The sequence below is a fragment of the Vicinamibacterales bacterium genome, from assembly GCA_036504215.1.
Taxonomy (GTDB): Bacteria; Acidobacteriota; Vicinamibacteria; order Vicinamibacterales; family Fen-181; genus FEN-299.
The window spans coordinates 232013-258874 of the sequence record DASXVO010000021.1 but is presented as its reverse complement, the minus strand read 5'-3'; the positions used below and the strand labels follow the sequence as shown (position 1 = coordinate 258874).

General features: G+C 66.1%; 18 protein-coding genes. 10 read left to right on the top strand and 8 right to left on the bottom strand.

What is annotated here, in order from left to right:
* Positions 1 to 9: 9 nt before the first annotated feature.
* The 3 genes from VGK32_05680 to VGK32_05670 form a co-directional block, all read right to left on the bottom strand.
* Positions 10 to 1059 (bottom strand): NAD(P)-dependent alcohol dehydrogenase, encoded by a 1050-nt coding sequence (locus tag VGK32_05680; GenBank protein ID HEY3381239.1) that lies wholly within the window; start codon positions 1057 to 1059, stop codon positions 10 to 12.
* 126 nt (positions 1060 to 1185) lie between these two features.
* Positions 1186 to 4416: a hypothetical protein gene (locus VGK32_05675; GenBank protein ID HEY3381238.1), complete on the bottom strand. Its 3231-nt coding sequence runs from the start codon at positions 4414 to 4416 to the stop codon at positions 1186 to 1188.
* Between the two features lie 63 nt (positions 4417 to 4479).
* The gene (locus tag VGK32_05670; protein HEY3381237.1) at positions 4480 to 5544 is read right to left on the bottom strand and encodes a M55 family metallopeptidase; all 1065 of its coding nucleotides are present in this window, start codon (positions 5542 to 5544) and stop codon (positions 4480 to 4482) included.
* Positions 5545 to 5772: 228 nt separating this feature from the next.
* Between VGK32_05670 and VGK32_05665 the strand changes: the two genes are divergently transcribed.
* From VGK32_05665 to VGK32_05655, 3 genes are all read left to right on the top strand, one after another.
* On the top strand, positions 5773 to 6267 hold the full coding sequence (locus VGK32_05665; protein ID HEY3381236.1) for an isoprenylcysteine carboxylmethyltransferase family protein: 495 nt from the start codon (positions 5773 to 5775) through the stop codon (positions 6265 to 6267).
* Between the two features lie 159 nt (positions 6268 to 6426).
* Positions 6427 to 7860, top strand: a complete 1434-nt coding sequence (locus VGK32_05660; protein HEY3381235.1) for an ankyrin repeat domain-containing protein — start codon at positions 6427 to 6429, stop codon at positions 7858 to 7860.
* 213 nt (positions 7861 to 8073) lie between these two features.
* Entirely contained in the window at positions 8074 to 10974 is a 2901-nt protein-coding gene (locus VGK32_05655) for a TonB-dependent receptor (protein ID HEY3381234.1), read from the top strand.
* Positions 10975 to 11241: 267 nt separating this feature from the next.
* Here the strand turns inward: VGK32_05655 and VGK32_05650 are convergent, their stop codons facing one another.
* Positions 11242 to 12618, bottom strand: a complete 1377-nt coding sequence (locus tag VGK32_05650) for a nucleotide sugar dehydrogenase (protein HEY3381233.1) — start codon at positions 12616 to 12618, stop codon at positions 11242 to 11244.
* A gap of 112 nt (positions 12619 to 12730) precedes the next feature.
* Here VGK32_05650 and pgl point away from each other — a divergent pair, with 112 nt between their 5' ends.
* Both pgl and zwf read left to right on the top strand, forming a co-directional pair.
* A complete protein-coding gene (pgl, locus tag VGK32_05645) occupies positions 12731 to 13522 on the top strand; it encodes a 6-phosphogluconolactonase (protein HEY3381232.1) in 792 nt (263 codons plus the stop codon).
* On the top strand, positions 13519 to 15054 hold the full coding sequence (gene zwf / locus VGK32_05640; GenBank protein HEY3381231.1) for a glucose-6-phosphate dehydrogenase: 1536 nt from the start codon (positions 13519 to 13521) through the stop codon (positions 15052 to 15054). The genes pgl and zwf overlap by 4 nt, the downstream gene beginning before the upstream one ends.
* Here zwf and VGK32_05635 read toward each other — a convergent pair.
* Positions 15051 to 15668 (bottom strand): methyltransferase domain-containing protein, encoded by a 618-nt coding sequence (locus VGK32_05635; GenBank protein ID HEY3381230.1) that lies wholly within the window; start codon positions 15666 to 15668, stop codon positions 15051 to 15053. The genes zwf and VGK32_05635 overlap by 4 nt on opposite strands.
* Positions 15669 to 15780: 112 nt before the next feature.
* Between VGK32_05635 and VGK32_05630 the strand changes: the two genes are divergently transcribed.
* The 4 genes from VGK32_05630 (at position 15781) to VGK32_05615 (ending at position 19525) form a co-directional block, all read left to right on the top strand.
* The gene (locus tag VGK32_05630) at positions 15781 to 16998 is read left to right on the top strand and encodes a C1 family peptidase (protein ID HEY3381229.1); all 1218 of its coding nucleotides are present in this window, start codon (positions 15781 to 15783) and stop codon (positions 16996 to 16998) included.
* A gap of 14 nt (positions 16999 to 17012) precedes the next feature.
* On the top strand, positions 17013 to 18383 hold the full coding sequence (locus VGK32_05625) for an APC family permease (GenBank protein ID HEY3381228.1): 1371 nt from the start codon (positions 17013 to 17015) through the stop codon (positions 18381 to 18383).
* Between the two features lie 81 nt (positions 18384 to 18464).
* Positions 18465 to 19127 carry a nuclear transport factor 2 family protein gene (locus VGK32_05620; protein HEY3381227.1) on the top strand — a complete coding sequence of 221 codons (663 nt, stop codon included), beginning with the start codon at positions 18465 to 18467 and terminating at the stop codon, positions 19125 to 19127.
* Positions 19124 to 19525, top strand: coding sequence for a hypothetical protein (locus tag VGK32_05615; protein ID HEY3381226.1), 402 nt, complete (start codon positions 19124 to 19126; stop codon positions 19523 to 19525). The genes VGK32_05620 and VGK32_05615 overlap by 4 nt, the downstream gene beginning before the upstream one ends.
* A gap of 282 nt (positions 19526 to 19807) precedes the next feature.
* On the opposite strand, the gene VGK32_05610 is transcribed toward VGK32_05615, so the two are convergent.
* The 3 genes from VGK32_05610 to VGK32_05600 form a co-directional block, all read right to left on the bottom strand.
* Positions 19808 to 22237 carry an ABC transporter permease gene (locus VGK32_05610; GenBank protein HEY3381225.1) on the bottom strand — a complete coding sequence of 810 codons (2430 nt, stop codon included), beginning with the start codon at positions 22235 to 22237 and terminating at the stop codon, positions 19808 to 19810.
* Positions 22238 to 22378: 141 nt separating this feature from the next.
* The gene (locus tag VGK32_05605) at positions 22379 to 23044 is read right to left on the bottom strand and encodes a hypothetical protein (GenBank protein HEY3381224.1); all 666 of its coding nucleotides are present in this window, start codon (positions 23042 to 23044) and stop codon (positions 22379 to 22381) included.
* Between the two features lie 7 nt (positions 23045 to 23051).
* Positions 23052 to 24386 carry a DEAD/DEAH box helicase gene (locus tag VGK32_05600; GenBank protein ID HEY3381223.1) on the bottom strand — a complete coding sequence of 445 codons (1335 nt, stop codon included), beginning with the start codon at positions 24384 to 24386 and terminating at the stop codon, positions 23052 to 23054.
* Positions 24387 to 24517: 131 nt separating this feature from the next.
* On the opposite strand from VGK32_05600, the gene VGK32_05595 reads away from it, so the two are divergent.
* Positions 24518 to 26842, top strand: a complete 2325-nt coding sequence (locus VGK32_05595; protein ID HEY3381222.1) for a PAS domain S-box protein — start codon at positions 24518 to 24520, stop codon at positions 26840 to 26842.
* The last annotated feature ends 20 nt before the right edge of the window (positions 26843 to 26862 follow it).

Sequence of the window (26862 nt, the reverse complement as noted above, 5' to 3'; positions counted from 1 at the left end):
ACTCTCGCGCTAGCGCAACGTCGAGAGGTCGATCACGAAGCGGTATTTCACATCGCTCTTCAGCATGCGCTCGTAGGCCTCGTTGATGGCCTGGATCGGAATCACCTCCACATCCGACGTGATGCCATGCTCGGCGCAGAAATCGAGCATCTCCTGTGTCTCGCGAATTCCGCCAATCAACGACCCGGCCAGTTGCCGGCGTCGGAAGATCAGGTTGAAGACCGCGGGCGATGGATGCGGTTGTGCAGGCGCGCCCACCAGACACAACGTCGCATCGCGCTTGAGGAGCGCGGTGAAGGCATCGAGATCGTGCGGGGCTGCCACGGTGTCCAGGATGAAGTCGAAGCTGCCGGCGTGGAGCTTCATGTCACCGCTGTTCGTCGAGAGCACGACCTGGTCGGCACCCAGCCGGAGTGCATCCGCCGTCTTGCTCGGAGAGGTCGTGAACAGCACGACGTGGGCGCCGAACGCATGCGCGAACTTCAGCCCCATGTGACCGAGTCCGCCGAGGCCGACAATGCCCACCTTCTTCCCGGCGTTCACGTTCCAGTGGCGCAGCGGCGAGTAGGTGGTGATTCCTGCGCAGAGCAGTGGCGCCACGTTGGGGAGGGGCAGCCTCTCGGACACGCGCAACACGAAGTGCTCGTCCACGACGATGTCGCTCGAGTAGCCGCCGTATGTCACGCCACCCGTGTGCTTGTCCGGGCTGTTGTAGGTGAGAATGAGCCCGTTCTGACAGTACTGCTCGAGTCCTTCCCGGCAGTCCTGACAGGTTCGACATGAGTCCACCATGCAGCCCACCCCGACCTGATCCCCGACCTTGAATCTCTTCACACCGCCGCCGACACGACTGACGCGGCCCACGATCTCGTGACCCGGGACGACCGGATATGTCGTGTTCATCCATTCATTGCGGACCGTGTGCAGATCCGAATGGCAGACGCCGCAGAACTGGATGGCAATCTGCACATCTCCCGCTCCAGGTTCGCGGCGTTCGAAACCATACGACTCGAGCGGTGCCGTGGCACTCTGCGCCGCGTATCCAATGACCTTGTTCATCGTCACTGCTCCTTGTTGTTGCTCATGCCGCTGGCCGGCAAAGCTCCGCCGGGCCCGTCGTCTTCAACTGTCGGTGACCACACCTACAATCGTATCCGACTTCGGCAGGATGTCTGCGAGGGGCCGTCAGTCCTTCTTGTCGAAGGGCATCAGGACGACAGGCGGCACGCCGGCATCCGCCACCGCCTTGTTGAAGTCCTTCAAGTCCGCGTCCTGCACCGTCTGGAGCCGCCCGAGCAGTTCGGTGAGTTGCCCCTTCAACTCGGTGTAGCGAGCCATTTCGCCCGCTGTCGGCTTGGCGTCGGCTGTGTCCGCGACGCCCGCGAGCCCGGCGAACTGGAAATCGAGCTTCGGCAGGTAGTTCAGCGAGTCCTGGCTGGTCTTCAGGTTCGGGTTGTAGAGCGCGTCCGCGATGGCGGACAGCTTCTCGTTTAGCGCTTCAGCCCTGGCTTTGAGCCCTTGCCCCCTGCCGATCGCGTCTGCGCGCCTCAACAGCCCGGCCACCTGCAGCCTGACATCCTTGATCCGGCGGACCGCGCCGTGAACGGTCATGAGGTCGTCGCGAATGGCGCGCAGCAGGGCGGCCTGGGCCTCGAGATCCGAAACCGGCACGTTGACCGCCGGATTCGAACGCACCTCGAACGGCGCGTCGAACGACTGCGCGCCGGCCTTGAACCGGACGCTGTAGCGGCCGGGCGTCACCCGGATGCCCTGCGGCGGGAAATCGCCAAACGTGTATCGCGGCATGAGGAGGTTCGGCACGGTCTGCCGCAGGTTCCAGACGTACCGATTCACCCCGGCCACCGGTTCGAGCGGCTTCTCTCCCTCCTCGTCCTCATCTCCCTTCTCCGCCAGTTCATCGTCCACCGGCTTGGCGATGCTGGAGACCGTGCGAAGCACGGTCGATCCCTCCAGGAATTCGAGCGTGACCGGGACATCGCTCTTCTGTTTCTCCTTCAGCCAGAAGTTCACGATGACGCCGTTCGGCCGGTTCTTGCCCACGTCGGGCCGTGGCGAGGGCTCGCCAGGCAGACGATGGCTGGGACGAGGTGCGAACAGGTATGCCGGCGACTGCCCGATCTCGGTCTTCCACTGGCGGAGCGGCGTCACGTCGTCGAGGATCCAGAACGAGCGGCCTTCCGTGGCCACGACCAGGTCCTCGTGCTTGACCGTCATGTCGGTGATCGGCACGACAGGCAGGTTGCGCTGGAACGGCTGCCAATTGGCGCCGCCGTCGAACGAGATGTAGAGGCCGGTCTCGGTCCCGGCGTAGAGGAGCCCGGCCCGTTCGGTGTCTTCGCGCACGACGCGTGCGAACGTCGTGTCGGGAATGCCGGTGACGATCTTCGTCCAGGTCTTGCCGTAGTCGGTGGTCTTGTAGATGTAGGGGCGGAGGTCGTCGTGCTGGTTCATCATCGCGGCGACGTAGGCGGTCGCCTTGTGGTGTGGCGACACCTCGATCGCGTTGATACGGATCCACTCGGGAATGCCCGGCGGCGTCACGTTCTGCCAGGTCTTCCCCCCGTCGCGCGTGATCTGCACCAACCCGTCGTCTGTTCCCACCCAGATGGTGCCCGCTTCGTGCGGTGACTCCACCACGTAGAAGATGGTGTCGTAGGTTTCGACCCCCGTGAACTCGTGTGAGATGGGGCCGCCGCTGTAGTCCTGCTTTGCACGGTCGTTGCGGGTGAGGTCTGGACTGATCTCCTGCCACGTCTGTCCGCCATCTCGCGTCTTCAGGAGTACCTGAGCTGCGTGGTACAGCGTGTCCGGGTCGTGCGGGGACAGGAGGATCGGCGCCGTCCACTGGAATCGGTATTTCAGGTCGCGCGCCGCGCGGCCGTCGATGACCTGCGGCCACGCGACGATTTCCCGCGCTTCTCCCGAGCGGCGGTCGTAGCGTGTGATCGATCCACCGTACCCGCCCGCGAAGACGATGTCCGCATTGCGCGGGTCGGGGGCGATCCAACCCGATTCGCCGCCTGCCACGTCGTACCAGTCGGTCCGGACGATGCCCGCGCCGCGCACGCCGCTCGGAATCGCGATACTGGTGTTGTCCTGCTGCGAGCCGTAGATCCAGTACGGGAATCTCGTGTCAGTGGTCACGCGGTAGATCTGCGCGGTCGGCTGGTTGTCCTCCGATGACCAGCTCTGCCCGCCGTTGAACGTCACTTCCGCACCGCCATCGTCGCCGAGGATCATCCGGGAGGGATTGTCGGGATCGATCCAGAGATCGTGCGTGTCGCCATGGCGGACGCGGATGCTCGAGAAGGACTTGCCACCGTCGATTGACTTCAGGAAGGAGATGTTGGGCGCGTAGACGATCTCGTCGTTGCGAGGATCGGCATAGACGCCCGAGTAGTACCACGCCCGCTGGCGTACTCGGTGGGAGGCGTTGACGAGCAACCACTTCTCGCCGCCGTTGTCGCTCCGGTACAAGCCACCCTTCTCGGCCTCGACCATTGCCCAGATCCTGGACGGCCTGGCCGCAGACACCGTGACGGTGCACTTGCCGACCATACCTTCCGGGAGGCCGTCGGCCAGCTTCTTCCAGGTGTCGCCCCCGTCGATCGACTTGTAGAGCCCGCCTCCCGGCCCGCCGCTCTGCAGCGTCCACGCCTTGCGGTAGACCTGCCAGAACGCGGCATACAGGATGCGCGGGTTCGTCGGATCCATCGCCAGATCGGACGCGCCGGTCTTGTCGTCGACGTAGAGAACGTGCTTCCAGGTCTTCCCGCCGTCGAGCGTGCGGTAGACGCCGCGCGCGTCGTTGGGGCCCCAGATATGGCCCTGGGACGCGACAAATGCGATGTCAGGGTTCCGGGGATCGATCCGGATGCGGGCAATCTGCCGCGTGTCGGACAAACCGACGTTCGTCCACGTCGCGCCGCCATCCGTGGACCGGTAGACACCGTCGCCGTGCGAGCTCGTGCTGCCGCGAATCGCGGTCTCTCCGGTCCCGACGTAGACGACGTTGGCGTCGGAGTCGGCCACGGCCACGGCGCCGATCGAACTGGTCTTGAAGAACTTGTCGGACACGTTCTGCCACGAAGCACCACCGTCGGTCGTCTTCCAGACACCGCCTCCGGTGGCTCCAAAGTAGTAGACCAGGGGCTGGCCACGAACGCCCGTCACGGCCACGGACCGGCCGCCGCGGAACGGACCAATGCTCCGAAACTCGAGGCCGGGGAACCGATCGGACAAGGACGGCGGTGACGTCAGTGCGGCCACCGGCGCCGTGACGGCGGCGGGGGCCTTCGCTGGTGCCGCGGAGTGTCGTCCGGACGACTGCGCGAGTACCAGACACGGGAACAGGGCGAGGAGCAGCGCCCAGGGTGACGGTCGACGCAGCAGCACGGTAGACCTCCGAATGCAGGTGGATGGCGAGCGTTTCGCAGCATACCACGCCGGCTCGCTCGCTTACCGCGCGCCCCAATAGCGGGGCTTTCCGGTCGGCGCGGAGGCGACGGGCGGCGAGACGCGATCCAGGAAGCGTTCGCCGTTCCACTCACCGATTCGAGCCCGCCACGCGGCCGCATCCGGTGCCGTTGCCATCACGGCCTGCAGCGCCGTCTCGCGCGCCGCGGCACCAGCGAGACCGAGCAGGCGCAGGCTCTTGCGATAACCTTCCTCGAAGTCGTTCGCACGCACCTGCACGGTTCGTGCGTTGAGCGCGGTGTCGGCGCCGGGGAAGAGTGCGGCGTTGGTGGTCTCGGCTTCGTCTCGGAAGGTCAAGGCGAATCGATACGGCCCACCCACGTCGGGGAGGCGCGCCGCATCGAGCTTCTCGATGCCAGCGCGGGCGGCGGCGGTGATGCGCCGGTCGATCTCATCGCGGGCCAGCGGTTCGGCCCTGGTGCGGTCGACGGCGTGCTTGACCATGGCGTACTGGACCCACGGCAGGTTCCGTCGCAGCTCCCTTTCGAGTTGGTCGTCGCCGCTCACGGCCACGATCGGGATCTTCAGCCGCGCAGCACCCATGGCAAGGATCATCGTTTCGTTGAACGGCGCACCGTTCACCCGATAGTCCACCGCCACGCCGCTGTACGTGTGGGACAGGAAGCCCGACCGGTTACCGGCGCCGGCGTGCATGGCGATCGCCACGACGGCGTCGACCGAGTGATCGTAGCTGTCCATGTAGATGTCGAACGGTGCGTTCCTCGAGATCATCCTGGCTGGCGCAACCAGCTTGTTCTCGAACACGTCCGGCTCGACGGTGTTGCCCGATCCATGGCCGTCGACGACGACGATCTCGCCGACGCCGGCGGCCTTCAGGCCGGCAATCGCCGCGTTGACATCGGCTGTGAGAGAGATTCGCGCCTCCTGATACTCGGGCGTGTTGTAGTTGGTGTGCGCGAGGCTGGTGGCTTCCGACACGCCTTCCATGTCGCACAGGACAAGGACCTTCAGCGGACGGGGGCCGGCTGCCGTGACCGTGCAGACCAGGACTGCGAGGAAGACGGTGACGAGATGGCGAACCCGCATGGCGAACCTCCGATCGGCGCGAAAAGGCAGAGCGTTCTCGTGGCGCGCGAAGCATACCGCGAACACCGAGGACAGGGCCAGGTCGATGCGGCGTCGGCGGTGCGTGTGCGGCGCCGGCCAGCGCGACGCCCGCGCGCAGGATCATCCTGACGATCTGTCTCCGCCTGTTGACCAGCGACACGGCGAGGTGTAGAAGATCCGTGTCCAGATTGCGAAGGGCTCACGCTGATGGCTGACAATCACGAACGCTGGTGGCAGGGAGCCCGCGGCGAATGGCTTGTCGTGGTCCAGGTCGCCCTGATCGCGCTGGTCTTCTTCGGACCCCGCACGCTTGCCGACCGAGCCCTGCCGATGTTTCCCTTCCCGCGCGCCTGCGGCACGCTGGGTCTCGTCCTGATGATTGCCGGGACCGGGTTCCTCATCGCGGGCATCATCAGGCTGGGCCCAGGCTTGACGCCGTTGCCCTACCCGAAGGACGGTGCGACGCTCATCGATACCGGCCCCTACGCGCTTGTTCGCCATCCGATGTACTTCGGAGGGATGGTCCTCGCCCTCGGCTGGGCGCTGTATGTTGGCAGTTGGCTGACGGTGGGGTACGCGGTCGTGCTCTTCGTGTTCCTCGATCTGAAGTCACGCCGTGAGGAGAGGTGGTTGGCAGACAGGTTCCCGGGTTACCGCACCTATCAAAGGCGCGTGCGGAGACTCATTCCTTTGCTGTACTGAGGACCCCTCGGCGCGACGCGGGCGCCCGCTCTTCGCGTAACCTTCGAATTTCCTCCGGACGCACGAGTGCCCACACCCGGTGCACTTATCGCGCAAATCGAACCAGAACGTAAGGTCTTCCTCGCCCGGGTTTCGTCTAATCCGCAAGGAGAGGATCTTATGCTTGATGGCGCGCACGAACAGGCTGTCCCGGCACCCGGGTGGTTTCACCGCCAACGGACTGTGCCGCAGGTGTTTGCCGCCGCACTTCGAGGAGATGCCGAGCGGGTCGTGCGCCTGGTCGAGGACCGGCCCGACTCCCTCAACCTGCGAGACCCCTTCGGTCGGACGCTGGTTCATGTCGCGCTCGCGACCGGGAACCGCCGACTCCTGCAGTTCCTGCTTCAGCGCGGCGCCGGCGTGAACGTGCAGGACGATGAGGGCGACTCTCCCCTGCACCTGGCCGCACGCCATGGCGATCTTGCTGTGGTCGCGACGATGTTGCGCCACGGCGCGAACCTCCTCGCCACCGATCGTCGCCATCGGACTCCGCTTCAAATCGCGGCGCTCCGCGGTCGAACGGAAGTCGTGCGCCTGCTTCGGCGGAAGGGTGCGCGCCTCGCGCTGCTCGATGCCGTGGTCTGTCGTTTTCCGGAAACCACGCGCCGGCTGCTCGACGAAGGAGCGGATCCCGACGCGATCATCGGTCCGGCCGGAACGGCATTGCACTATGCGGCGCGCCTCGGCGAGGTATCGGTTGCGGCGGTTGTGCTCGCGGCGGGAGCCAATCCGAACCGTCTGAACCGTCGCTCGAGAAACGCCCTTCACGAAGCCGCACAATACGGGGCCCCAGACGTCGCCGAAGAGCTCATCCAGGCGGGGGCGAGGCTCGACGCGCTCGACGCAAACGGCGATTCACCGCTGGACCTTGCGGTCGCCTATGGCCACGCCGACGTGGCGCGACGCCTTGCGGCGCGTCGCGCGCCGACGACCGAGGTGCAGCCGCCGTCGGTGAGCACCTTTCCCCCCTTCGTTCATCGTGTCGTGTTTCCGTACTCGAACCGTACGAGCATCGGCGTCTGCGTCAGCGCAGGAGACCCGCTGCTGGTGGACCCCGGGTGGCTGCGCACGCTTCATCCGCTCGCCGCGTGGCTTCGGGAGCGCGGATATGGGCAGCCGCGCGTCGTGATCAATACCCATGATCATCCCGGCCACACCGAGGCGAACGTCCTGGCGGCCGCCGACACCATCATCGTTCGCGGGCCCCGCCTTCCCTATCTCGCGTCGGCGGGCATCGTCCAACGCCGGGAATTCCCGGGAGATGCCCGGCGGGGGAAAGGCCGCCTGTGGGGCTACCTGCTGCCGTTCGACGGAGAGCAGATCTGGCTGTTTCCCTGCTTTGGCCTCCACAGCAGCTCGGACCTGCTCGTCTACTTCGCGATGTCGGGCGTGCTCTTCGTGGGAGACGTCTGGGCGCCAGGTGGCGATGGTTCTCCGCGTGCGCCGTCGGAGCTGGTTCGGAATCTACTGCGAGCGCTGCCCCCCGGTGTATCCGTCGTCCAGGGGCACGGGCCCGAAGTGGCGGCGGCGGCGGCCTTGGAGTCTCTGCACTGATCGTCTGCTGGATCGGATCCGAATAGATGGAGATCGACGCCATCCAGAATCATGGATCGCCTGAATTCCCATCCTCCCTGTCGCCTCACTGATCTATCGAGCGAAAACCGATCGCTTCCGGAAAGACCTTCCACCGCTGGATTCCTAAGATCGATCGGACGATTCCACCGCGCGTTCGCGGATGGTTCACACGCTCTGCTGGAGGGATCAGGTATGTTTCTTTCTCTTGTCCGCCCACTGGCGCTCGCTACCGCGATGGCCGCCATCGTCGGCATCGCGGCGGGGGCGTCGGCGCAGACGTCAACCGGTCGCATCGACGTGGCCATCGAGGATTCGACCGGTGGCCGCGTGCCGGGAGTCCTCGTCGAACTCACAGGCCCCATCAACCAGACGGCTACGACCGACGCTCGTGGCGAGGCCCACTTCCTCAACTTGACTGTCGGCACCTACGGGATGAAGGCGACACTCGCCGGGTTCAAGGACTGGCAGAACAGGAACATCCCTGTGTCGGCTGGCGTCTCCGTCCCGCTGGCGATCAAGCTCGGGTTGACGGGAACCACCGAGAACGTGACGGTCACCGGCGAGGTGCCAGTTCTCGACAACAAGAAGCAGACGACGGCTGTCACGGTGTCACTCGATGAACTCCAGAAGGTGCCGACCGCGCGCGATCCCTGGGTGGTCATGCAGTCCGCGCCGGGCATCGTGATGGACCGCGTCAACGTCGGCGGGTCGGAGTCGGGCCAGCAGGCCGGCTTCATGGGCAAGGGCTCCGGCAGCAACGACACCACCTGGAACGTGGACGGCATGCCGATCACGGACATGTCGTCGTTGTCGTCGCCCTTCTACTATGACTTCGACATGTTCCAGGAGATGAGCGTCGTGACGGGCGGCTCCGATCCGAAGAGCGCGACCGGCGGCATCCAGATGAACATGATGCTGAAGTCCGGCACCAACGCCTTCCACGGAGGCGGGCGAGGCCTGTTCGAGAACGAGGGGATGCAGAGCACGAACCTTCCGTCGGACCTGCAGTACCTGGCCGGGAGGACGGGCAAGGGCGACCGGACCGAGCAGTTGACGGACTGGGGCGGCGACCTCGGTGGACCCGTCCTGAAGGACCGTTGGTGGTTCTGGGCGGCCTACGGGAAGCAGGACATCCGAGTCCTCAAGCTGGCGGGTGTGCACGACCGGACGCTGCTCAAGAACACCTCTCTGAAGACCCAGGGGCAGATGTCCAGGGCGCTCCGAGGTTCGTTCACCTACTACTCGGCCAACAAGCAGAAGTTCGGCCGTGACGCCAGCACGACCCGGACGCAGGAAACGACGTTCGACCAGGACGGCCCCAGCAAGTTCTACAAGGGCGAACTGAACTACGTGGTCGGCAGCAACCTGTTCCTGATTGGCCGCTTCGCATACGTCGACAGCCCCTTCACCTTCACGCCTGAAGGTGGACTGAACGCGAATGCGTACCGGGACGATGCCCGGGTGTGGCACGGGTCGTACTACTACTACTCCACCAAGCGACCGCAGGACTCGGTGGTGGTGGATGGCAACTATTTCAAGGGGAACCACGAACTGAAGTTCGGATTCACCTGGCGGAAGACCGAGGTGCACTCGGTGTCGCAGTGGCCGGGCAGCCGAATCATCAGCCGGTGGCGGACCTATCCGAACATCCGCGCGCAGGTCACCGCCGACTACGTTGCCGACGGCAGCTCGAAGTACATGAACTTCTACGTTGGCGACACGATTACGCTGAAGCGGGCCACCATCAACGCCGGCGTGCGCTACGATCGGCAATCCGCATCGATCCTGCCGTCGGTCGAGCCGGCGCTCGCGGGGTTCGAGAACCTGTTCCCGGAGATCGTCGCGCCAGGCATGGACGACGTGCTGAAGCAGAGCGCGATCCAGCCCCGCATCGGCGTCACGTACTCGCTGGACGAGGCGCGAAAGACCCAGTTGCGCGGGACGTACGCGATGTTCACGTCACAGCTCGGCAGCTCGGCGGCGACGTTCATGTCGCTGGCGCAGTACCGGTATGCTGTCTTCAATGCCGTGGACACAAACGGCAACCGCGTGGCCGATCCGGGCGAGCTCGACCGGTCGCGCATCATCAGCTACAGCGGGTTCGATCCGGCGAATCCCAAGACCCTGACCGCGATCAACCAGGTCGGGAGCTACTCCGCGCCGAAGACCCACGAGCTCATCGTCGGCGTGGACCACGAACTGATGCCGAACTTCGGCGTCAGCGCCTCGTTCACCTATCGGTACTCCTACGACTTCAACTGGCGTCCACTCATCGGGACGACGAGCAAGGACTTCGTGCTGGGCGGGACGCTCACCGGGACGCTGCCGACCGGGTTCGACGGGACGACCGGTGGCTCGTACAGCGCGCCGTACTACGTCGTCTCCGACGCTGCCGTCGAGCGGAATCCCGCCGGGGGCACCGAGTATCAGACGCGCCAGGGATACCACCAGCGATACATGGGTTTCGAGGTCAGCGCCACCAAGCGAATGTCCAAACGCTGGATGGCTCGCTTCGGCTTCTCGACCAACGACTGGCGCGAGTACTTCACCGATCCGTCGAAGTCGATCATCGATCCCACCCACATCGCCGGAAGCTGGAACCAGACCCAGGCCGGTACCATCGGACCGCTGATTGACGGCGGCGCCGTCGTGTCGGCCGCGGGCGGTTCGGGCAAGAGCGGCATCTACATGGTCCAGCCGAAGTACCAGTTCATCGCGAACGGTGCCTACCAGGCGCCATACGGCATCGACCTCGGCGCGAGCTTCCTGGTGCGACAGGGCTACCCGATGCCGTGGTACCAGGAGATCAGCACGGGCGACGCGTTCACCGACCGGAAGCGCGTGTTGCTGGTGTCGGACTTCGTGCAGGATCGGCTGCCGGCGATGTCCACGCTCGATGTGCGTATCGGCAAGACGTTCAGGTTCGGGCCGGTGTCGATGAACGCGGACCTCGACATCTTCAACCTGTTCAATTCGGCAACGCCCCTCGGCCGCCAGTACGACAGGGGAGCCACCGGCGCGACCGGGTATACCGCGGTCATGGAGATCCTCCAGCCGCGCATCATGCGGGTCGGCGTCCGCATGACGTTCTAGCGTTCGCTCGTCGATCCACCTGCCAGCGGGCCTCTGGGGCGCTTCCGCGCCTCAGAGGCACTTCTCGTCCACGGTCGCTCCACCGGCTGCACACTCGAACCGTCGAACCGGTCGCGGCGCCGGGAAACACCGACCCTCGTTCGTTGGCGCGGCGGTTGGTGTCGGTGTTGGTGTCGGTGCGGACGGTCTGTCGCGACATCCGGACGCTCATCTGCCAGGGCGCGCCCATCGACGGCCAGGCTCCACCCCCGCGTCGGCCCGCACGGCTCACACGTGTCGAAGCGGGCGCTTGCCAATGGCGAAGACATTGAACCCGAGATCGAACAGGCGCTGGTGATCGAGGATGTTGCGGCCGTCGAACACGAACGCCGGGCGCTCCATCGACGCGAGCAGCCGCTCCCAGTCGAGCGTCCGGTACAGCGTCCATTCGGTCAGCACCGCGATCGCGTGCGCACCGCGGGCCGCCAGGTAGGGGTCCGGCTCGAACTCGATCGCACACGCCAGGCCCGCCGTATCCACGCGTGCATTGTCGAGCGCCTTGGGATCGGTGATCACCAGGTACGCGCGCTCCTCCGCGAGTTGCCGCGTGACGGCCAGGGCGGGCGATTCGCGCGTATCTCCGGTCTCCGCCTTGAACGCGAAGCCGAAGAGCGCGATCCGCTTGCCGGCCACGGTGTTGAACATGCTGACGAGCATCCGGCGGACGAAGCGGGCCTCCTGCCACTCGTTCATCTGCACGACGGCTTCCCAGTACCGAGCCACCTCATCCAGCCCGTGGCTCTGCGCGATGTACACGAGGTTGAGGATGTCCTTCTTGAAGCAGGACCCGCCGAAGCCCACGCTCGCCCTGAGAAAGCGGGGCCCGATGCGCGAGTCGGCGCCAACCGCGTACGCCACCTCGTCCACGTCCGCCTCAGTCACCTCGCAGAGCGCAGAGATTGAATTGATCGACGAAATCCTCTGAGCTAAAAAGGCGTTGGCCACCAGTTTCGTCAGCTCGGCGCTCCAGAGGCTCGACTCGATGATCCGTTCGCGCGGGACCCACGTCGCGTACAGCTCGGCCACCGCAAGCCTCGCGCGAATCCCGTCTGGCGTGTCGTGCGATCCGATGAGGACCCGGTCCGGCTTCTCGAGATCAGAGATGGCCGTGCCCTCCGCGAGAAACTCCGGGTTCGACACGACCTCGAACCGCAGGCCGCGGGTGTTGCTGTTGAGGATCCGATCCATCGCCTCGGCAGTCCTCACCGGCAGCGTCGATTTCTCGACGACGATCTTGTTGCCCGTGGCGCACGCGAGGATCTGCCGGGCCGTCTTCTCCCAGTACTGCAGGTCCGCGGCCCGTCCCGCTCCCTCACCGAAGGTCTTTGTCGGCGTGTTCACGGAGACGAAGATGATGTCGGCAGCGGCGATGCCCGCCTCGATGTCGGTCGAGAAGTGGAGGTTCCGGCCGCGAGCCCGCTTCACCACCTCGAGAAGGCCGGGTTCGAAGATGGGAAGATCGTCGCTCTGCCAGGCTGCGATGCGGGCCTGGTTGATGTCAACGACATTGACCGTGGCGTGCGGACATCGGTCGGCAATCACCGCCATCGTCGGTCCCCCGACGTAGCCCGCGCCGATACAGAGAACGTTCACACGAGTGTTCATGGTTGCACGCCCTCACTCCGATCAGACTGGACCGTAGATGATACCGCAGGACCGTGTGTGGGACGTCTGTTCACGCACCCGTGAGGACGCCAACGGACGTATGCTGGGTGTCATGCGACCTGGGCTGACCGTCGTCGACAACCCTGAGGATGTCGCCCGAACCGCGGCCGATGCGGTGGTGCGTCTTGCGAAGGAGGCGGTTGAGCGCCGCGGCCGCTTCGTCATCGCGCTGTCGGGCGGCTCGACCCCGAAGCGCCTCTACCGGCTGCTCGCGGAGGAGGCCACGCTTCGAGATGCCGTTCCCTGGCAGGGCGTCCACGTGTGCTGGGGCGACGAGCGCCACGTTCCACCGACGCATCCTGACAGCAACTATCGGATGGTCTCCGAGGCGTTGCTCTGCCACGTTCCGATACCCGCGGCGCAGATCCATCGGATCGCCGCCGAGTACGCGGATGCGGACTCCGCTGCGTGGGCGTACGAGCGGACGCTTCGCGAGGTGTTCGATCTCGGCGAGGGCGAGCGCCCGTCGTTCGATCTGATGCTCCTGGGCATGGGGTCCGATGGACACACGGCGTCGCTCTTTCCGGGCTCGCCCGCCCTGGCGGAGCGGACGCGGCTGGTCATTGCGCCGTGGGTGGGCACACTCGCCGCTTATCGGATCACGCTGTCGCTGCCGGTGCTGACCGGCGCGGCGACCACCCTCGTGCTGATCGCGGGTTCGGAGAAGGCCGCCACGCTGCGTGACGTGCTCGAAGGTCCGCATCAACCGGAACGCTTCCCGATTCAGGGTCTGCGGGAGTCGACCGGTCGGATCAGCTGGCTGGCCGACCGCGCGGCGGCGTCAGCGCTGACGCGCTCGCCCGCGCAGATCGCAACAGAACCAACCAGGGAGAAAAGCCTGTGAACGCCAACTGCGGGAAAGCCTCCAGTGAGCCGGCGCCACCCGTCACGAACCCGTGCACGATCGTGATCTTCGGTGCCACCGGCGATCTCGCCAAACGGAAGCTGCTGCCGGCGCTCGACAACCTGGCCGGCCGGCAGGTGTTGCCCGACCGATTCAACGTCCTGGCGGTCGGTCGCAAGCCGATGACAGACGAAGCGTACAGGGAGAAGGTGCTCCAGGATCTCCGCGACTTCGGGACGGCTCCGCCGGATCCCGTCCGATGGGAACGGTTCGGGCCCCGGCTGTTCTACGCCTGCGAGGCCCTCGACGATCTCGCGAGCTACGAGTCCCTGTCGGACAGGCTGGAGTCGCTCGACAGGCCGGGAGCGCCGCCACCGGGCTACCTGTTCTATCTCGCCACGCCGCCGAGCGCGATGGCCGACATCGTCTTGCGCCTCGGCGCCGTCGGCCTGCTGAACGAAGAGCCCGACCGGTGGCGCCGCGTGATCATCGAGAAGCCGTTCGGCTATGACCTGGCCTCCGCGATTGACCTCAACCGGCAGTTGCGCTCCGACCTCGCCGAGCACCAGATCTACCGCATCGACCACTACCTGGGAAAGGAAACGGTCCAGAACCTGATGGCGTTCCGGTTCGCGAACGGCATCTTCGAGCCGATCTGGAACAGACGCTACGTGGACCACGTCCAGATCACCGTCGCCGAAACCGTCGGCGTCGAGGACCGCGGCGGATACTACGACGGAGCGGGCGCGCTCCGGGACATGGTACAGAACCACATGTTCCAGTTGCTGGCGCTGACCGCGATGGAACCCCCCGTCTCCTTCATGGCGGACGACGTGCGCGACGAACGCGTCAAGGTGCTGCACGCCATCCACCTCTCCTCGCCAGACGAGGTGATGACGACCGCCGTGCGGGGCCAGTACGTGGCTGGCGAGACCGGCGGAAAGTCCGTTCCCGGGTATCGGGGCGAACGGAGCGTCGCGCCCGGCTCGACGACAGAAACCTACGTGGCGCTCAAGCTGCTCATCGACAACTGGCGATGGGCGGACGTGCCGTTCTACCTGCGCACCGGGAAACGGCTCCCGACGCGTGTCTCCGAAATCGCGGTGCAGTTCCGTCGGCCGCCGCTACAGCTGTTTCGCGACACTCCGGTGGAGTGCTTCGATCCCAATCAACTGGTCATCCGGATCCAGCCGGACGAAGGGATCGCCCTCGCGTTCCAGGCCAAGGTGCCCGGTCCGCAGATGCGCCTCGGCGAGGTCAACATGGCGTTCAGCTACGCGGACTACTTCGCCAGCGCGCCTGACACCGGCTACGAGACGCTGCTCTACGACTGCATGAACGGCGACGCGACGCTGTTCCACCGGGCTGACATGGTGGAAGCCGGCTGGCGAGTCGTTGCCCCCATTCTGGACGTCGTCGCGGCGTCACCTTCGGCGCTGCTCCACCAGTATCCCGCGTTCACCTGGGGACCACCCGAGGCCGACGCCCTGCTCTCCAGGGACGGACGGCAGGCGAGAAGGCCCGAGGTCTAGCCTCCGTCGGCCTCCCCCCGAACGCGGACGATGGCGTAGACCATCGGGATCACGATGTCCGTGTCGCCGCGGAACGGCTGAATGCGGCGCAGGCTTTCCGCGCCCTGGCCGAGCAGCCGGTTGTTCAACTCCTCGAAATCTCGGAAATGTTGTTCGGCCTCGAAGACCGCCCGATCGGCGATGCCGATTGCCTCGACGGCCCGCCAGCTTCTCGCTGCCTTCTCATCCTCGTCGCCGCAGTAGGCCCACGCCGATCCGGCCAGGTGGTCGACGACGACGATGTCGGGCGCAAGGCTGAGAGCGTGCGCGAGCGAGACGGCGGGATCGGCCATCTCGTGCAGGCAGAATTCGAACAGGACGACATCGCCGCGTACATCGCACGCCTCGAACGTTCCGGTGACGTACTCGAATCGATCGGCGATGCCCAGGCGCTCGGCCGCTTCGGCCAGGCGTTCGATGGCGAGTGCATCCGGATCGACCGCCACGACACGGCGCGCACGAGACGCGTAGCCGGCCAACTGTCCGCCCCCCGCCCCGGCGGCCACAATCGTCTTGCCGTCGAAGTCGTAGAAGCCGAGCAGGTTCTTCAGGATCGCTCCGGCGTCGGTAGCCATGATGCCTCCCGTTCGTCCATCCTACGACAAACGGACGGCGTTCGCGCGCGACTCGACGAACTGTTCCGCTCGCCTGTAGAATCTCCACGCCCCTTTCAACCGGAGGTTCACCGTGAGAGTCCACGCATGGCTGGTCGTCATCGGCGTCGCCGCCACGGTTGCCGTTGCGGCGCAGGAGCAGCGCGACAAGGCCGTCTTCGCGCCGAAGAAGGACGCGAAGCTCGACGCCATCAAGAGCGAGGTTCGCAAGCCGGCTGGCGTGCCCGAGAAGAACCAGATGTGGATCGACTTCTCGGCCGTCAACGCTCCGAAGGCGGTGTCGGAGTTCGCGAGCGTGTGGCACCAGCCCTCGGTGTGCCAGGGGCTCTCCGGGATGTGCTGGTGCTTCTCCATGACGTCCTTCTTCGAGTCGGAGGTCTACCGCCTCACGAAACGGGAGATGCGCTTCTCCGTGGTCCACTCGATCTACTGGGAGTACGTCGAGAAGGCGCGCGGGTTCGTGCAGAGCCGCGGCAAGTCGGTGTTCGGCGAGGGTTCCCAAGCGGCCGCCGTGCTTCGCGCGTGGCGGAAGCACGGTGCGGTGCCTGCGGCCGTCTACACGGGGCTCAAGGGCGACGCGAAGAACTACGACCACGAGTCCACCGTGTACGCCGAGCTCAGGGCCTACCTCGATGGTGTAAAGTCCGCCGGTGCGTGGAACGAAGAAGCGGTTCTCGCGACCGTGCGCGCCATCCTCGACTCGCACCTCGGCGTACCGCCCTCGACGGTTGAGGTGGATGGCCGGTCGCTGACGCCCCAGCAGTACCTCCAGCAGGTGGTTCGGATCAACCTGGACGACTACGTGGAACTGCTGTCGATGACCGACAAGCCGTACTTCCAGTCGGTGGAGTACGAGGTGCCCGACAACTGGTGGCACGGCAAGGAGTATCTGAACGTCCCGCTCGACACGTTCATGACCGGGCTCAAGCAGGCAATCCGCCAGGGCTACTCGATCGCGATCGCGGCCGACTTCTCCGAACCGGGCTATTCGATCGGCGCACCCGGCCTCGCCGTCGTCCCGACCTGGGACATCCCGTCCGCCTACATCGATGCGAATGCGCGCCACTTCCGCTTCGCCAACGGTACCACCACCGACGACCACGGCCTTCACGTCGTCGGCTGGATGCAGAAGAACGGCAAGGATTGGTACTTGGTGAAGGACTCGTGGAGCAGCGCCTGGAACAACGACCATCCCGGCTACTACTTCTTCCATGAGGACTACGTGAAGCTGAAGGTTCTCGGCTACCTCGTGCACAAGGATGCCGTGAAGGGCCTGCTGGAGAAGCGATAGTCGCCCGCGCCACGATGCCGACTGCACCCACGCTCCTTCGGCGGCTGACGATCGTCGAGTACTTCACATTTGGCTTCGGCTCGATGGTCGGTGTCGGCTGGCTCGTCTTGATCGACGACTGGCTCGGCCGAGGCGGGCCGGGCGCCGCCATGCTCGGGTTCCTGGCCGGCGGCCTGCTCCTCCTGCCAGTCGCCGCGACCTACGGCGTCCTCGTGCGGCGCATTCCCGATGCGGGCGCCGAAGTGGCCTACACCGAGGGTGTGTTCCCCCCTGTCCTCTCTTTCGCGGCCGGCTGGACGATGGTCCTGGCCTACGCCATCGTGTGCCCGTGGGAGGCCGTCGCGATCGGCAACCTCCTCGGGCGGATTGTCCCGGCGGTCAACACGTTCCCGCTCTACACGATTGCCGGCAAGACGATCTTCGCGCCGAGGGTGGCTGCGGGCCTGCTGCTCACGGGCCTGGTGGCCTGGGTCAACGTGCGCGGCATCCGGCCGAGCGGCCAGTTCCAGAATCTCACGACGTTCGGACTGCTGGCGGCGTTCGCGGTCTTCGTCAGCCTGGGGTTCGCACGGGGTGACGTCTCCAACCTCCAGCCGTTGTTCTCGCGGCCGGGTCTCGCCGGCGGTATCCTGTCCGTCATCCTCGCGGCGCAGATCGTTCCGTATTTCATGACCGGCTTCGAGTCCGTCGTCAAGGGAGCGGAGGAGGCGCGCGTCGGATTCCCTCCACGCGATTTCGCGAAGGCGATGTATGCCGCGGTTGTGGCGGCGGTCGTCTTCTACGTGGTGATCGTGGCCGTGGTGTCGTACGTCTACCCCTGGCGCGAGATCGTCGCGGGCCACGTCGGCACCGAGGCAGCGTTCGAGCGCGCCTTCGGATCGCACCAGATCGCCAGGCTGATCCTGGCGGGCGCGTTCCTCTCGCTGCTCAAGGTCTTCAACGGGAACTTCGTGGCGGCCACCCGGCTGCTGTTCGCAATGGGACGCCGGGGCCTGGTGCACCGCGGGCTGGGGCGCGTCCACGGCTCCCACGGGACGCCGGCCGTGGCGATCTGGATGCTCGCCGCCCTCACCGCGGTGGCTTCGCTGCTGGGTGATGCGCTGCTCGTGCCGATCACCGAGGTCGGGTCGCTGGCGGCCGGTATCGGGTGGCTGTCGGCGTGTGCCGCCTGTCTCGCACGGCGCGAGCGAGAGGGCCGCACAATGGCTGCGGCAGGCGTCCTGGTCTCGCTCGTCCTCATCGCCATGAAAGTGCTGCCCTTCGTCCCCGGCAGCTTCACCGCTTCTGAGTGGGTGGCGCTCGGCCTCTGGATGGGTCTCGGGCTCACGCTGTGGACGCTTCGGGTCCCGCGCGCAGGAACTCCCTCGCCAGATACTCGCGAATAGCATTCGAATCCGCATGGAGGACGGATGTAGGGCCCAACTGGTGCCGCCGCGGCCAATGTACCAGCGAGACAAGGAGGCGGCATGCGCACAGGACTTGTGTGGATTGGCGTGATCGTCGCGCTGGTGGCATCCACCGCGCTCGGACAGCGCAAGGTGGACGCGACCAGCGAGGGCAGGGCCAGGGACCGCGTCATCGTGGAGCAGGCCATCCGCGATTCCATCGGCTGGGCACTCACGAAGGATCGGCCGCTGCTCGAGCGCATCATTGCGCACGACCCGGATCTCTTCATGTTCAACCCGGACTCAAAGTCGACGACGGTCGGCTGGGACGCCTTCGTCAAGAACTTCGAGTTCTGGATGAATCCCAGATTCAAGGCCACCAGCTTCGACGTGCGCGACCTGCGGACGACGTTTTCGCGCTCTGGGGACGTCGCGTGGTTTTCCGCAATCCTCGACGATCTGGCCGAGTGGGACGCCAAGCCCACGGGCTGGAAGGACACGCGCTGGACCGGCGTGCTCGAGAAGCGAAACGGCGCGTGGGTCATCGTCCAGATGCACTTTTCGTTCGCGTCGGACAAGGTTCGCGCCGAGGCCACTCGTTCTGACGACGGGGACGCCGTGCCGCTCCGTAATTTCACCACCACCACCACGCGGACGAACCGTTCGCCAGGACCGCGCCGGTCGCCGAGCACGGAGGGTTCGCTCTCGCGGTCACGGTGGACGGCCGCACGGAGTGGATCGTGACGCACTCCGGCTGCGTCTGCTCGGGTGGCCTCTGCGAGTCGAAGCCCGTCCGTCACCGGCAGCAGCCGGTGGGTGCGCTGCTCCTTTGCGAACGCGGCGGGCAGCCGGGGCTCGGCCCGGTCGTACGCAGGCTCGTCGACGTCGCGCTGGACCACGTCGAGCGCGAGTACGAGGATCAGGACCTGCTGAAGGAACTGGGAGCCAGTTGGGAGAGCCTCGACACCCTGTTCGAGATCACGTCCGACCTGCAGACGTTTCGAAATCCGCAAGAAGTCCTGGCGAGTATTGTCGGTCGGATTGCCGCCAGGCGCCCAAGCCTCCACGCCGTGCTCTGGATCGAGTTCGCCAGGCGGTCCTTGTTGTCACGCTTGACCGTGAGGAACTCCATCGACAGATAGCAGAGGCGCGTGGATTGACGGTGCTCGTAGCGCTGCTCGGTCTCGATAATTCGGTCCACCAGCAGCTCGCGACAGGCCAGGGCAGTGGCCCGGAACACGTCGCGCCGGCTGGCCTGACCTGCGTTCTTGATGAGGGAGTACCGGAGGTGGTATCGAACTCGATCCGAGAGATCGTGCCCGCCGCTCTCGTCAGGCCGTCGGATGGTAGGCATGGTCGCCCCTCCCTCGTGCACCGCCCGGGGCGCCCGCCGTGCCCCGGGGACCGACAAGGATACGGGAATCTTACCTCAGCGCATCCACCGGCTCGAGGCGCGCCGCTTGCCACGCCGGCCAGAAGTGCGCAAGTCCCGTGGTTGCCACGAGGACGACCGTCACGATCTCCAGGGTCAACGGATCGGCCGGGGATACACGATAGAGGATGCCGGCAACCAGGCGCGAGAGTCCGAGGCCGAACGCCAAGCCAATCGCGCCGCCGCCGCCGAGCAGCCACAGGCTCTGCTTCATCATCAACAGCACGACCTGGCAGCCCGTCGCGCCAAGCGCCACGCGAATGCCAATCTCATGCGTCCGCTGGCGCGCCGAGAAGGTGGCCACGCCGAAGGCCCCCACCGCAGTCAGGACCAGCGCCGTCAGTCCGAACGCGATGAACAGCGTGCCGAACAGGCTGACGAACAACGTGGCCTCGTACAGGACGCGCCGCATGGTACGAACCTCATCGAGCGGCAGCTCGGCATCGATGGCCGACGTCTGAGCCCTGAGAAATGGAACAATCGGCGCCGGCGGACCCGCGGTGCGGACGATCAGCGAAGCGCCCACCACTTCACTCTGGGCGAGGGGAACATAGAGGCCGGCCTGGCTGTTGGGCCTGAGTCCGCCGAAGAACAGGTCCGGAACCACACCGACCACGGTTAGCCACGGTCCCGGCGAGCTGCCCTCTCGAACCCGGACGCGGCGACCGACCGGTGACCCGCCAGCCAGGAAACGATCGGCAAAGCGACTGTTCACGATGGCGACCGACGCGGATCCGGCTCGATCGGCCGTGGTGAAGGCACGTCCCTCGAGGAGCGCCACGCCGGAGGCGGTGAAATAGTCGGGACTGATCGCCACCACGCCTGCCTGCGATCCTGCCTTGCCGTCCGACACCGGCCGTCCCTCCACCTCGATGCCCTCGCGACTCCCGCCGCCGCCGGCCATGTCGGTACCGGCTGCAGCGGCGCGGATGGCCGGATTGGCCTGCACGCGGCGCAACAACTCCTCGAAGACGGCCAGGCGACGCGCGGCGCTCGGATAGTCGGCCGTCGGCAGCGTAATGCGCGCCGTCATGACGTCATCGACCGCAAAGCCGAAGTCGGTCGTCTGGAGGTTGATGATACTGCGCGTGATCGTCCCGGCCGGCAGCAGGAGCGCCCATGCGAAGATCAACTCGACCGCGACGAGCCCCCGGCTGAGGCGGCCCAGACGAAGACTCGATCCGCCGCGACCAACGTCGTTCAGGGTGGAGGCCATGTTCGGCCTCGACGCCCGGAGGGCCGGGACCACGCCCGCCACGAGGGCCGACAACACGGAGGCCGCGATCACGAAGATCAGTATCGGGGGATCGAGTTCGAACTTCAGCCAGAAGGGCGGGTTGGTGTCCGCCGCCGCACCACGGAACCACGTGAGGCCGACCCACGCGCAGCCGGTCCCCAGCACGCCGCCGAGTGCCGCAATGACCGTGGATTCGGCGAGGACCAAGGACATCAGTCGGCGACGAGGCGCGCCGAGCGCGGCGCGCACGGCCAACTCGCGGCGCCGGACGACCGCGCGTGCGAGCAGGAAGTTCGACACGTTTGCGCAGGCGATCAGCAGGACGCCGAAGACCGCGGCCAACATCGTGTAGGAACCGGCGATGGCCCTGTCGTCGCCGCCCGTGACGTAGCGGAGCACGAATGGCCCGACGCTGACGCCTGTGTCGCGGTTCGTATCGGGGAAGCGCTTCCGCAGGTCGTCCGCCAGAGCGGAGAACTCCCGCCGAGCCGTCGCAAGCGCTACACCCGTCCGCAATCGCCCGAACACTCCAACTGACGGCCCCTCGCCTCGCCTGGCCGGCAGTGGGTCGAGTGGAAGCGGCAGCCAGATCGATTGGTGCAGCGGGAACCGGAAGTCTGGGTCCATCACGCCGACGATGGTCGTCGGCACGCCGCCGACGCGCACCGTGCGTCCGACGACGGCGGGATCGCTCCCGAAGCGGTTCGACCAGAGCGTGGAACTGATGATCGCAACGGCCGGCGCGCCCGGCGCCTCATCAGCGTCCACGAAGGCCCGCCCGCGTGCAGGCTGGACGCGCAGCAGGCTGAACGTGTTGGCCGTCAGGCGCGCCCCGGGGATTCGCTCCGGCTGTCGCGCCGATCCGCTGAGATTCACGCTGACCAGCTGGAAGGCGCCGAGACCCTCGAACGAGCGCTGGCGTTCCCGCCAGTCGGCAAGGTCGTGCTGCATGGTCGGGACGAGGTCGTCGGAACTGCCCGAACGGATCCGTCGATCCACGGACATGATGCGGTCGGCACCAGGAAACGGCAGGCCCCGCATCGTCATGGCGTAGACGATGCTCCAGGTGACCGATGTCAGCCCGATGCCGAGACCGAGCGCGACCACCGCGGCGGTAACGGCCGCGGGGGTGGTTCGCATCGACCGGCAGGCCACAACGAGATCGGAGACGAGGCTGGTTCGCACGTCCGGCACCTCCATGCCCATAGACGAGCACGGCGCGGCTGGTGTTCGCCGGATTGAACCCGCCCAAACGGTGTCGATGACCGACTTGAACGCCTTTCGCAGGATCGAGGCGAACCGCAGGGCGAAACGAGGGCCGCCGATTCAGTGGCCAGCGTCAGAATCGGACTCTGTCCGCGGGATCGACCTGGGGTGGAACGCCGGCCCGGGGAAGGCAAACACCATGCGCCCGGCTGTCGGATTGATCAGCAACGCGAACGCAATCCAGAGGGAGATGCCGCCAAGGGCCACGGTGCAGAGTCCCGCGACGACGCCGAGCCAGTCTCCTCCACCAAGGTGTCTCGCGATCCGCGCGATGTAGAGCAGATCGATGTCAACGAGGAAGGCCATCAGCAGCGACGAGAAGAACCCGAAGCCGTACGTGAACACGAGAAAAACGATGAGAAAGCAGACGTCAACCGCGCAGACGATCGTCGGATCCGCCACCTGCCCGCGCGAGAGGCCATCCAGTACCCACCAATTGATGACCCAGTTGAACGCAAACGACGTGAACAGCGTTCCGCCGTAGAGGTTCTTGTTCAACAGATTGCCCAGCCCGGCGATGAGCTGACCGCCAGCTCCGAACAGGAGGCAGAAGACTGCGGCCGTTCTGAGGCCGGCGGGCGTGAGGCCCGCGCCGAACGCGATCGGCACGAGGGCCGCGCACCCCACGGCCAGGCAGATCAGGCCGACAGGGGTCGGGTCCGCGATGACTTCGGTGTGGGCGGTATGTCGCTCGGCGTTTGCGCTCATGGTGACAGGTTGACTCATTCGGTCGTCAGCGTCCGGGCCGTCTTCGTCCCGGCGGTTTCGATGCGCCGCTGCGGGATCGCGACCCGATCGGCGCGTGCTTGTCGATGATGGTCTGGAATCGAGACGGGCCCGCGCCCGGCGTGGCGGGTCTGCGCCCGCCCTGGCGGGGGCCTCGGGCCGCGCGGGCCGCGGCCAGCCGCTCACGTACTGGAATCTCCAGGCGTTCGGTCGTCTTCCGTGCGTAGTCGAAGCCGGGGAGCGTGATGCGTGGCAGCGCCTTCCCGAGAACACGCTCGATGGCGCGCAGGTCATCTTCCTCGTCGGGCGAGACCAGGGTAAAGGCATCCCCGGTGGCCTCGGCGCGGGCCGTGCGCCCCACGCGATGGATGTAGGCGTCGGGATCGGCGGGCACGTCGAAGTTGACGACGTGTCCCAGTTCCTCGATGTCGATGCCCCTGGCCACGATATCGGTTGCCACCAGTACCCGATGGTCGCCGGCCTTGAAGCCGGCCAACGCCGCCGTGCGCTGGCTCTGGCTGCGGTTGCCATGGATCTTGGCCGAGGAAATACCGTGTCGCGCAATGAAATCCGCGAGCCGATTGGCCCGATGTTTCGTGCGCGTGAAGACGATGGCGTCGGCAATGATGCCGCGGGTCAGGAGTTCGACGAGGAGCGCCGACTTCAATTCTCGGGCGACAGGATAGACCGCCTGCGTGATCCCGACTGGCGGCGCGGACTTCCGTTCGAGGTTGATGGTCACCGGATCGCGCAGCATCTCCCGCGCGAGGACGATGATGTCGCGGGGCATCGTGGCGCTGAAGAAGAGCGTCTGGCGCTTCGAGGGAATCTGCTTCAGGATGCGGCGGATGTCGGGCAGAAACCCCATGTCGAGCATGCGGTCGGCCTCGTCCAGGACCAACACTTCGAGGGCCGCCAGCCGGGCGTACGGGTGCCGGAGGTGGTCGAGCAGTCGCCCCGGGGTGGCGATCATCACGTCCACGCCGATGCGGAACGCGTGCTCCTGAGGCCCCATGCCGACCCCTCCGAAGACGGCTGCGCCGGTGAGCGGGGTGTGGACGGCGAGTTCCTCGAGGTGTGCGTAGATTTGTGCGGCAAGTTCCCGGGTCGGCGTCAGGACCAGCGCGCGGGTCTGCCGGCGCGGCTTCGCCATCAAGCGATTGAGGATCGGAAGGAGAAACGCCGCGGTCTTGCCGCTGCCGGTCATGGCAGACGCCATGATGTCCTTGCCGGCGGCGGCGGGAGGAATCGCCTGCTCCTGGATGGGCGTCGGGCGCTGGAAGCCCAGTTCCTTGACGCCGCGCATGAGATCGGGATGGAGGGGAAGCTTCGAGAACGGCATGCAACAGGATACTCGCTCTCGGTCCGACATGCGTCGGATCGGGTAGAATCTCGCTTTCTGAGCACCGTGCCGATGCCGCACACGGGCACCGGCCATCCTGAACGAATCGGCGCTGGAGGGAGCATCCACCTATGAAACCCCAGCCTCGGGGCGGCGCGTCGCTGCGGGAGAGCGAAGAACGGCTGAAATTCGCCCTGGAGGGCGCCAACGATGGCATCTGGGACGTGGATATGGGGACGAACGCGGTGGTCCTGAGTCCGCGCGGCTGCAGGATGTTCGGCTACGAGCCGGCGGAATTCTCAGCCGACGTGACGGCCTGGAACGCCATGGTGCACCCCGACGATCTCCCTCCCACCAACGCCGCCCTGGACGCGCACTTGGCCGGACAGGCGCCGTTCTTTCAAGTGGAGCAGCGGCTCAGGGCCAAATCCGGCGAGTACCTGTGGGTGTTGACCCGCGGCAAGGTGTCTGCGCGGGACGCGACGGGTCGTCCCACGCGGATGACCGGCACGCACACCGACATCACCGCGCGCAAGCAGGCGGAGGACGCTCTGCGGGCGAGCGAGATGCGCTACCGGACGCTCTTCGAGAACATGGTGGAGGGATTCGCCTACTGTCGGATGCTGTTCGAGGACGGCCGGCCGCAGGATTTCGTCTACCTCGCCGTCAACGACGCGTTCGAGACCCTGACTGGATTGAAAGGGGTCGCCGGCAAGAGGGTCTCCGATGTCATTCCCGGCATCCGCGAAACCGATCCCGCCCTGTTCGAACGGTACGCCAGGGTGGCATCGACCGGCCAGCCCGAGCGATTCGAGTTCTATCTCGCCGCCCTGGACATGTGGCTCGACCTGTCCGTGTACTCGCCGGAGAGAGAGCACTTCGTGGCAGTGTTCGACGTCATCACCGAGCGCAAACTGGCCGAGGCAGAGCGCGAGCGGCTGATGGCGGCGATCGAGCAGTCCGGGGAGATCATCTTCATCACCGACCCCGATGGAACCATCCGGTATGTCAACCCGACGTTCGAGGCCGTGACCGGCTACACACGGCAGGAGGCGCTCGGGCGCACGCCGAGCATCCTCAAGAGCGGTCAACACGACGCCGCCTGGTACCGCGAGCTGTGGGCCACCATCTCCGGTGGCCGCACGTGGAAGGGACGCATCGTCAACAGGCGCAAGGACGGCACGCTCTATACCGAGGAGGCGACCATCTCGCCGGTGTGTGACCCCACGGGCCGGATCATCAACTTCGTTGCCGTCGAGCGGGATATGACCGCGCACCTGCGGCTCGAGGAGCAGTTGCGGGCGTCGCAGAAGATGGAAGCCATCGGCAGCCTCGCCGGCGGCGTGGCGCACGACTTCAACAATCTGCTCACCGTCATCCTGGGCTGCACGGCGTTCGCGATTGAGACCCTGCGTGAGGGCGATCCGCTCCGGGAGGATCTCCTGGAGGTCCAGAAGGCCGGCGAGCGCGCAGCGGTGCTCACGAGACAGCTTCTCGCCTTCAGCAGAAAGCAGGTGCTCGAGCCCCAGGTGCTCGATCTCAACCATGTCGTGATCAACCTCGAGAAGATGCTGCGCCGCCTGATTGGCGAGGACATCGATCTCCAGCAGGTGCTGGCGCCGAACCTCGGGCCGGTCAGGGCCGATCCGGGACAGATCGAGCAGGTCATCATGAACCTGGTCGTCAATGCCCGCGACGCGATGCCGAACGGGGGCCGGCTGACGATCGACACCGCCAATGTCGACCTCGACGAGGAGTACGTGGCGCAGCACGTGGTGGTCGTGCCTGGACCCTACATCCTCCTGGCGATCAGTGACACCGGGTGCGGCATGGACGCCGCCACGCGGGAGCGGTTGTTCGAACCGTTCTTCACGACCAAGGCGAAGGGGAAGGGCACGGGACTGGGCCTGTCGACCGTGTACGGCATCGTCAAGCAGAGCGGCGGCAACATCTGGATCTACAGCGAGCCTGGCCATGGCACGACCGTCAAGGTGTATCTGCCACGCTTCGTCGAGGAGGCCGGGTCATCAGCGACGAGCCGCGCTCCTGAGCGGCCCGCGGTCGGTACGGAGACCATCCTCGTGGCCGAGGACGGTGAGGCGGTCCGCAACGTGGTGGTGCGCATGCTGCTCGCGGCTGGGTATCGGGTGCTGACGGCCGCCAACGGCGGCGAGGCCCTGCTGACGTGCGAACAGCACCGTGGCGAGATCGATCTGCTGGTGACCGACGTCGTGATGCCGCAGATGAGCGGGCGCCAGTTGGCCGAGCGCCTCCAGAAGGTGCGGCCGTCCATGCGGGTCCTCTACATGTCGGGGTACACGGACAACGCCATCGTTCATCACGGCGTCCTCGACCCCGGCATGAGGTTCATCAGCAAACCGTTCAGCGAGGCCGACCTGGCACGCAAGGTGCGCGACGCGCTGGACAGCGACCTCCCCGGCAACGCCGAACCATGAGCACAGTCGCGGGGGGATCG

Coding starts and splice junctions, on each gene's coding strand:
- pgl (HEY3381232.1), top strand. CDS start 12,731: ATGCGACCTGGGCTGACCGTCGTCGACAACCCTGAGGATGTCGCCCGA.
- VGK32_05650 (HEY3381233.1), bottom strand. CDS start 12,618: ATGAACACTCGTGTGAACGTTCTCTGTATCGGCGCGGGCTACGTCGGG.
- VGK32_05670 (HEY3381237.1), bottom strand. CDS start 5,544: ATGCGGGTTCGCCATCTCGTCACCGTCTTCCTCGCAGTCCTGGTCTGC.
- VGK32_05660 (HEY3381235.1), top strand. CDS start 6,427: ATGCTTGATGGCGCGCACGAACAGGCTGTCCCGGCACCCGGGTGGTTT.
- VGK32_05595 (HEY3381222.1), top strand. CDS start 24,518: ATGAAACCCCAGCCTCGGGGCGGCGCGTCGCTGCGGGAGAGCGAAGAA.
- VGK32_05635 (HEY3381230.1), bottom strand. CDS start 15,668: ATGGCTACCGACGCCGGAGCGATCCTGAAGAACCTGCTCGGCTTCTAC.
- VGK32_05680 (HEY3381239.1), bottom strand. CDS start 1,059: ATGAACAAGGTCATTGGATACGCGGCGCAGAGTGCCACGGCACCGCTC.
- VGK32_05625 (HEY3381228.1), top strand. CDS start 17,013: ATGCCGACTGCACCCACGCTCCTTCGGCGGCTGACGATCGTCGAGTAC.
- VGK32_05600 (HEY3381223.1), bottom strand. CDS start 24,386: ATGCCGTTCTCGAAGCTTCCCCTCCATCCCGATCTCATGCGCGGCGTC.
- VGK32_05605 (HEY3381224.1), bottom strand. CDS start 23,044: ATGAGTCAACCTGTCACCATGAGCGCAAACGCCGAGCGACATACCGCC.
- VGK32_05620 (HEY3381227.1), top strand. CDS start 18,465: ATGCGCACAGGACTTGTGTGGATTGGCGTGATCGTCGCGCTGGTGGCA.
- VGK32_05665 (HEY3381236.1), top strand. CDS start 5,773: ATGGCTGACAATCACGAACGCTGGTGGCAGGGAGCCCGCGGCGAATGG.
- VGK32_05655 (HEY3381234.1), top strand. CDS start 8,074: ATGTTTCTTTCTCTTGTCCGCCCACTGGCGCTCGCTACCGCGATGGCC.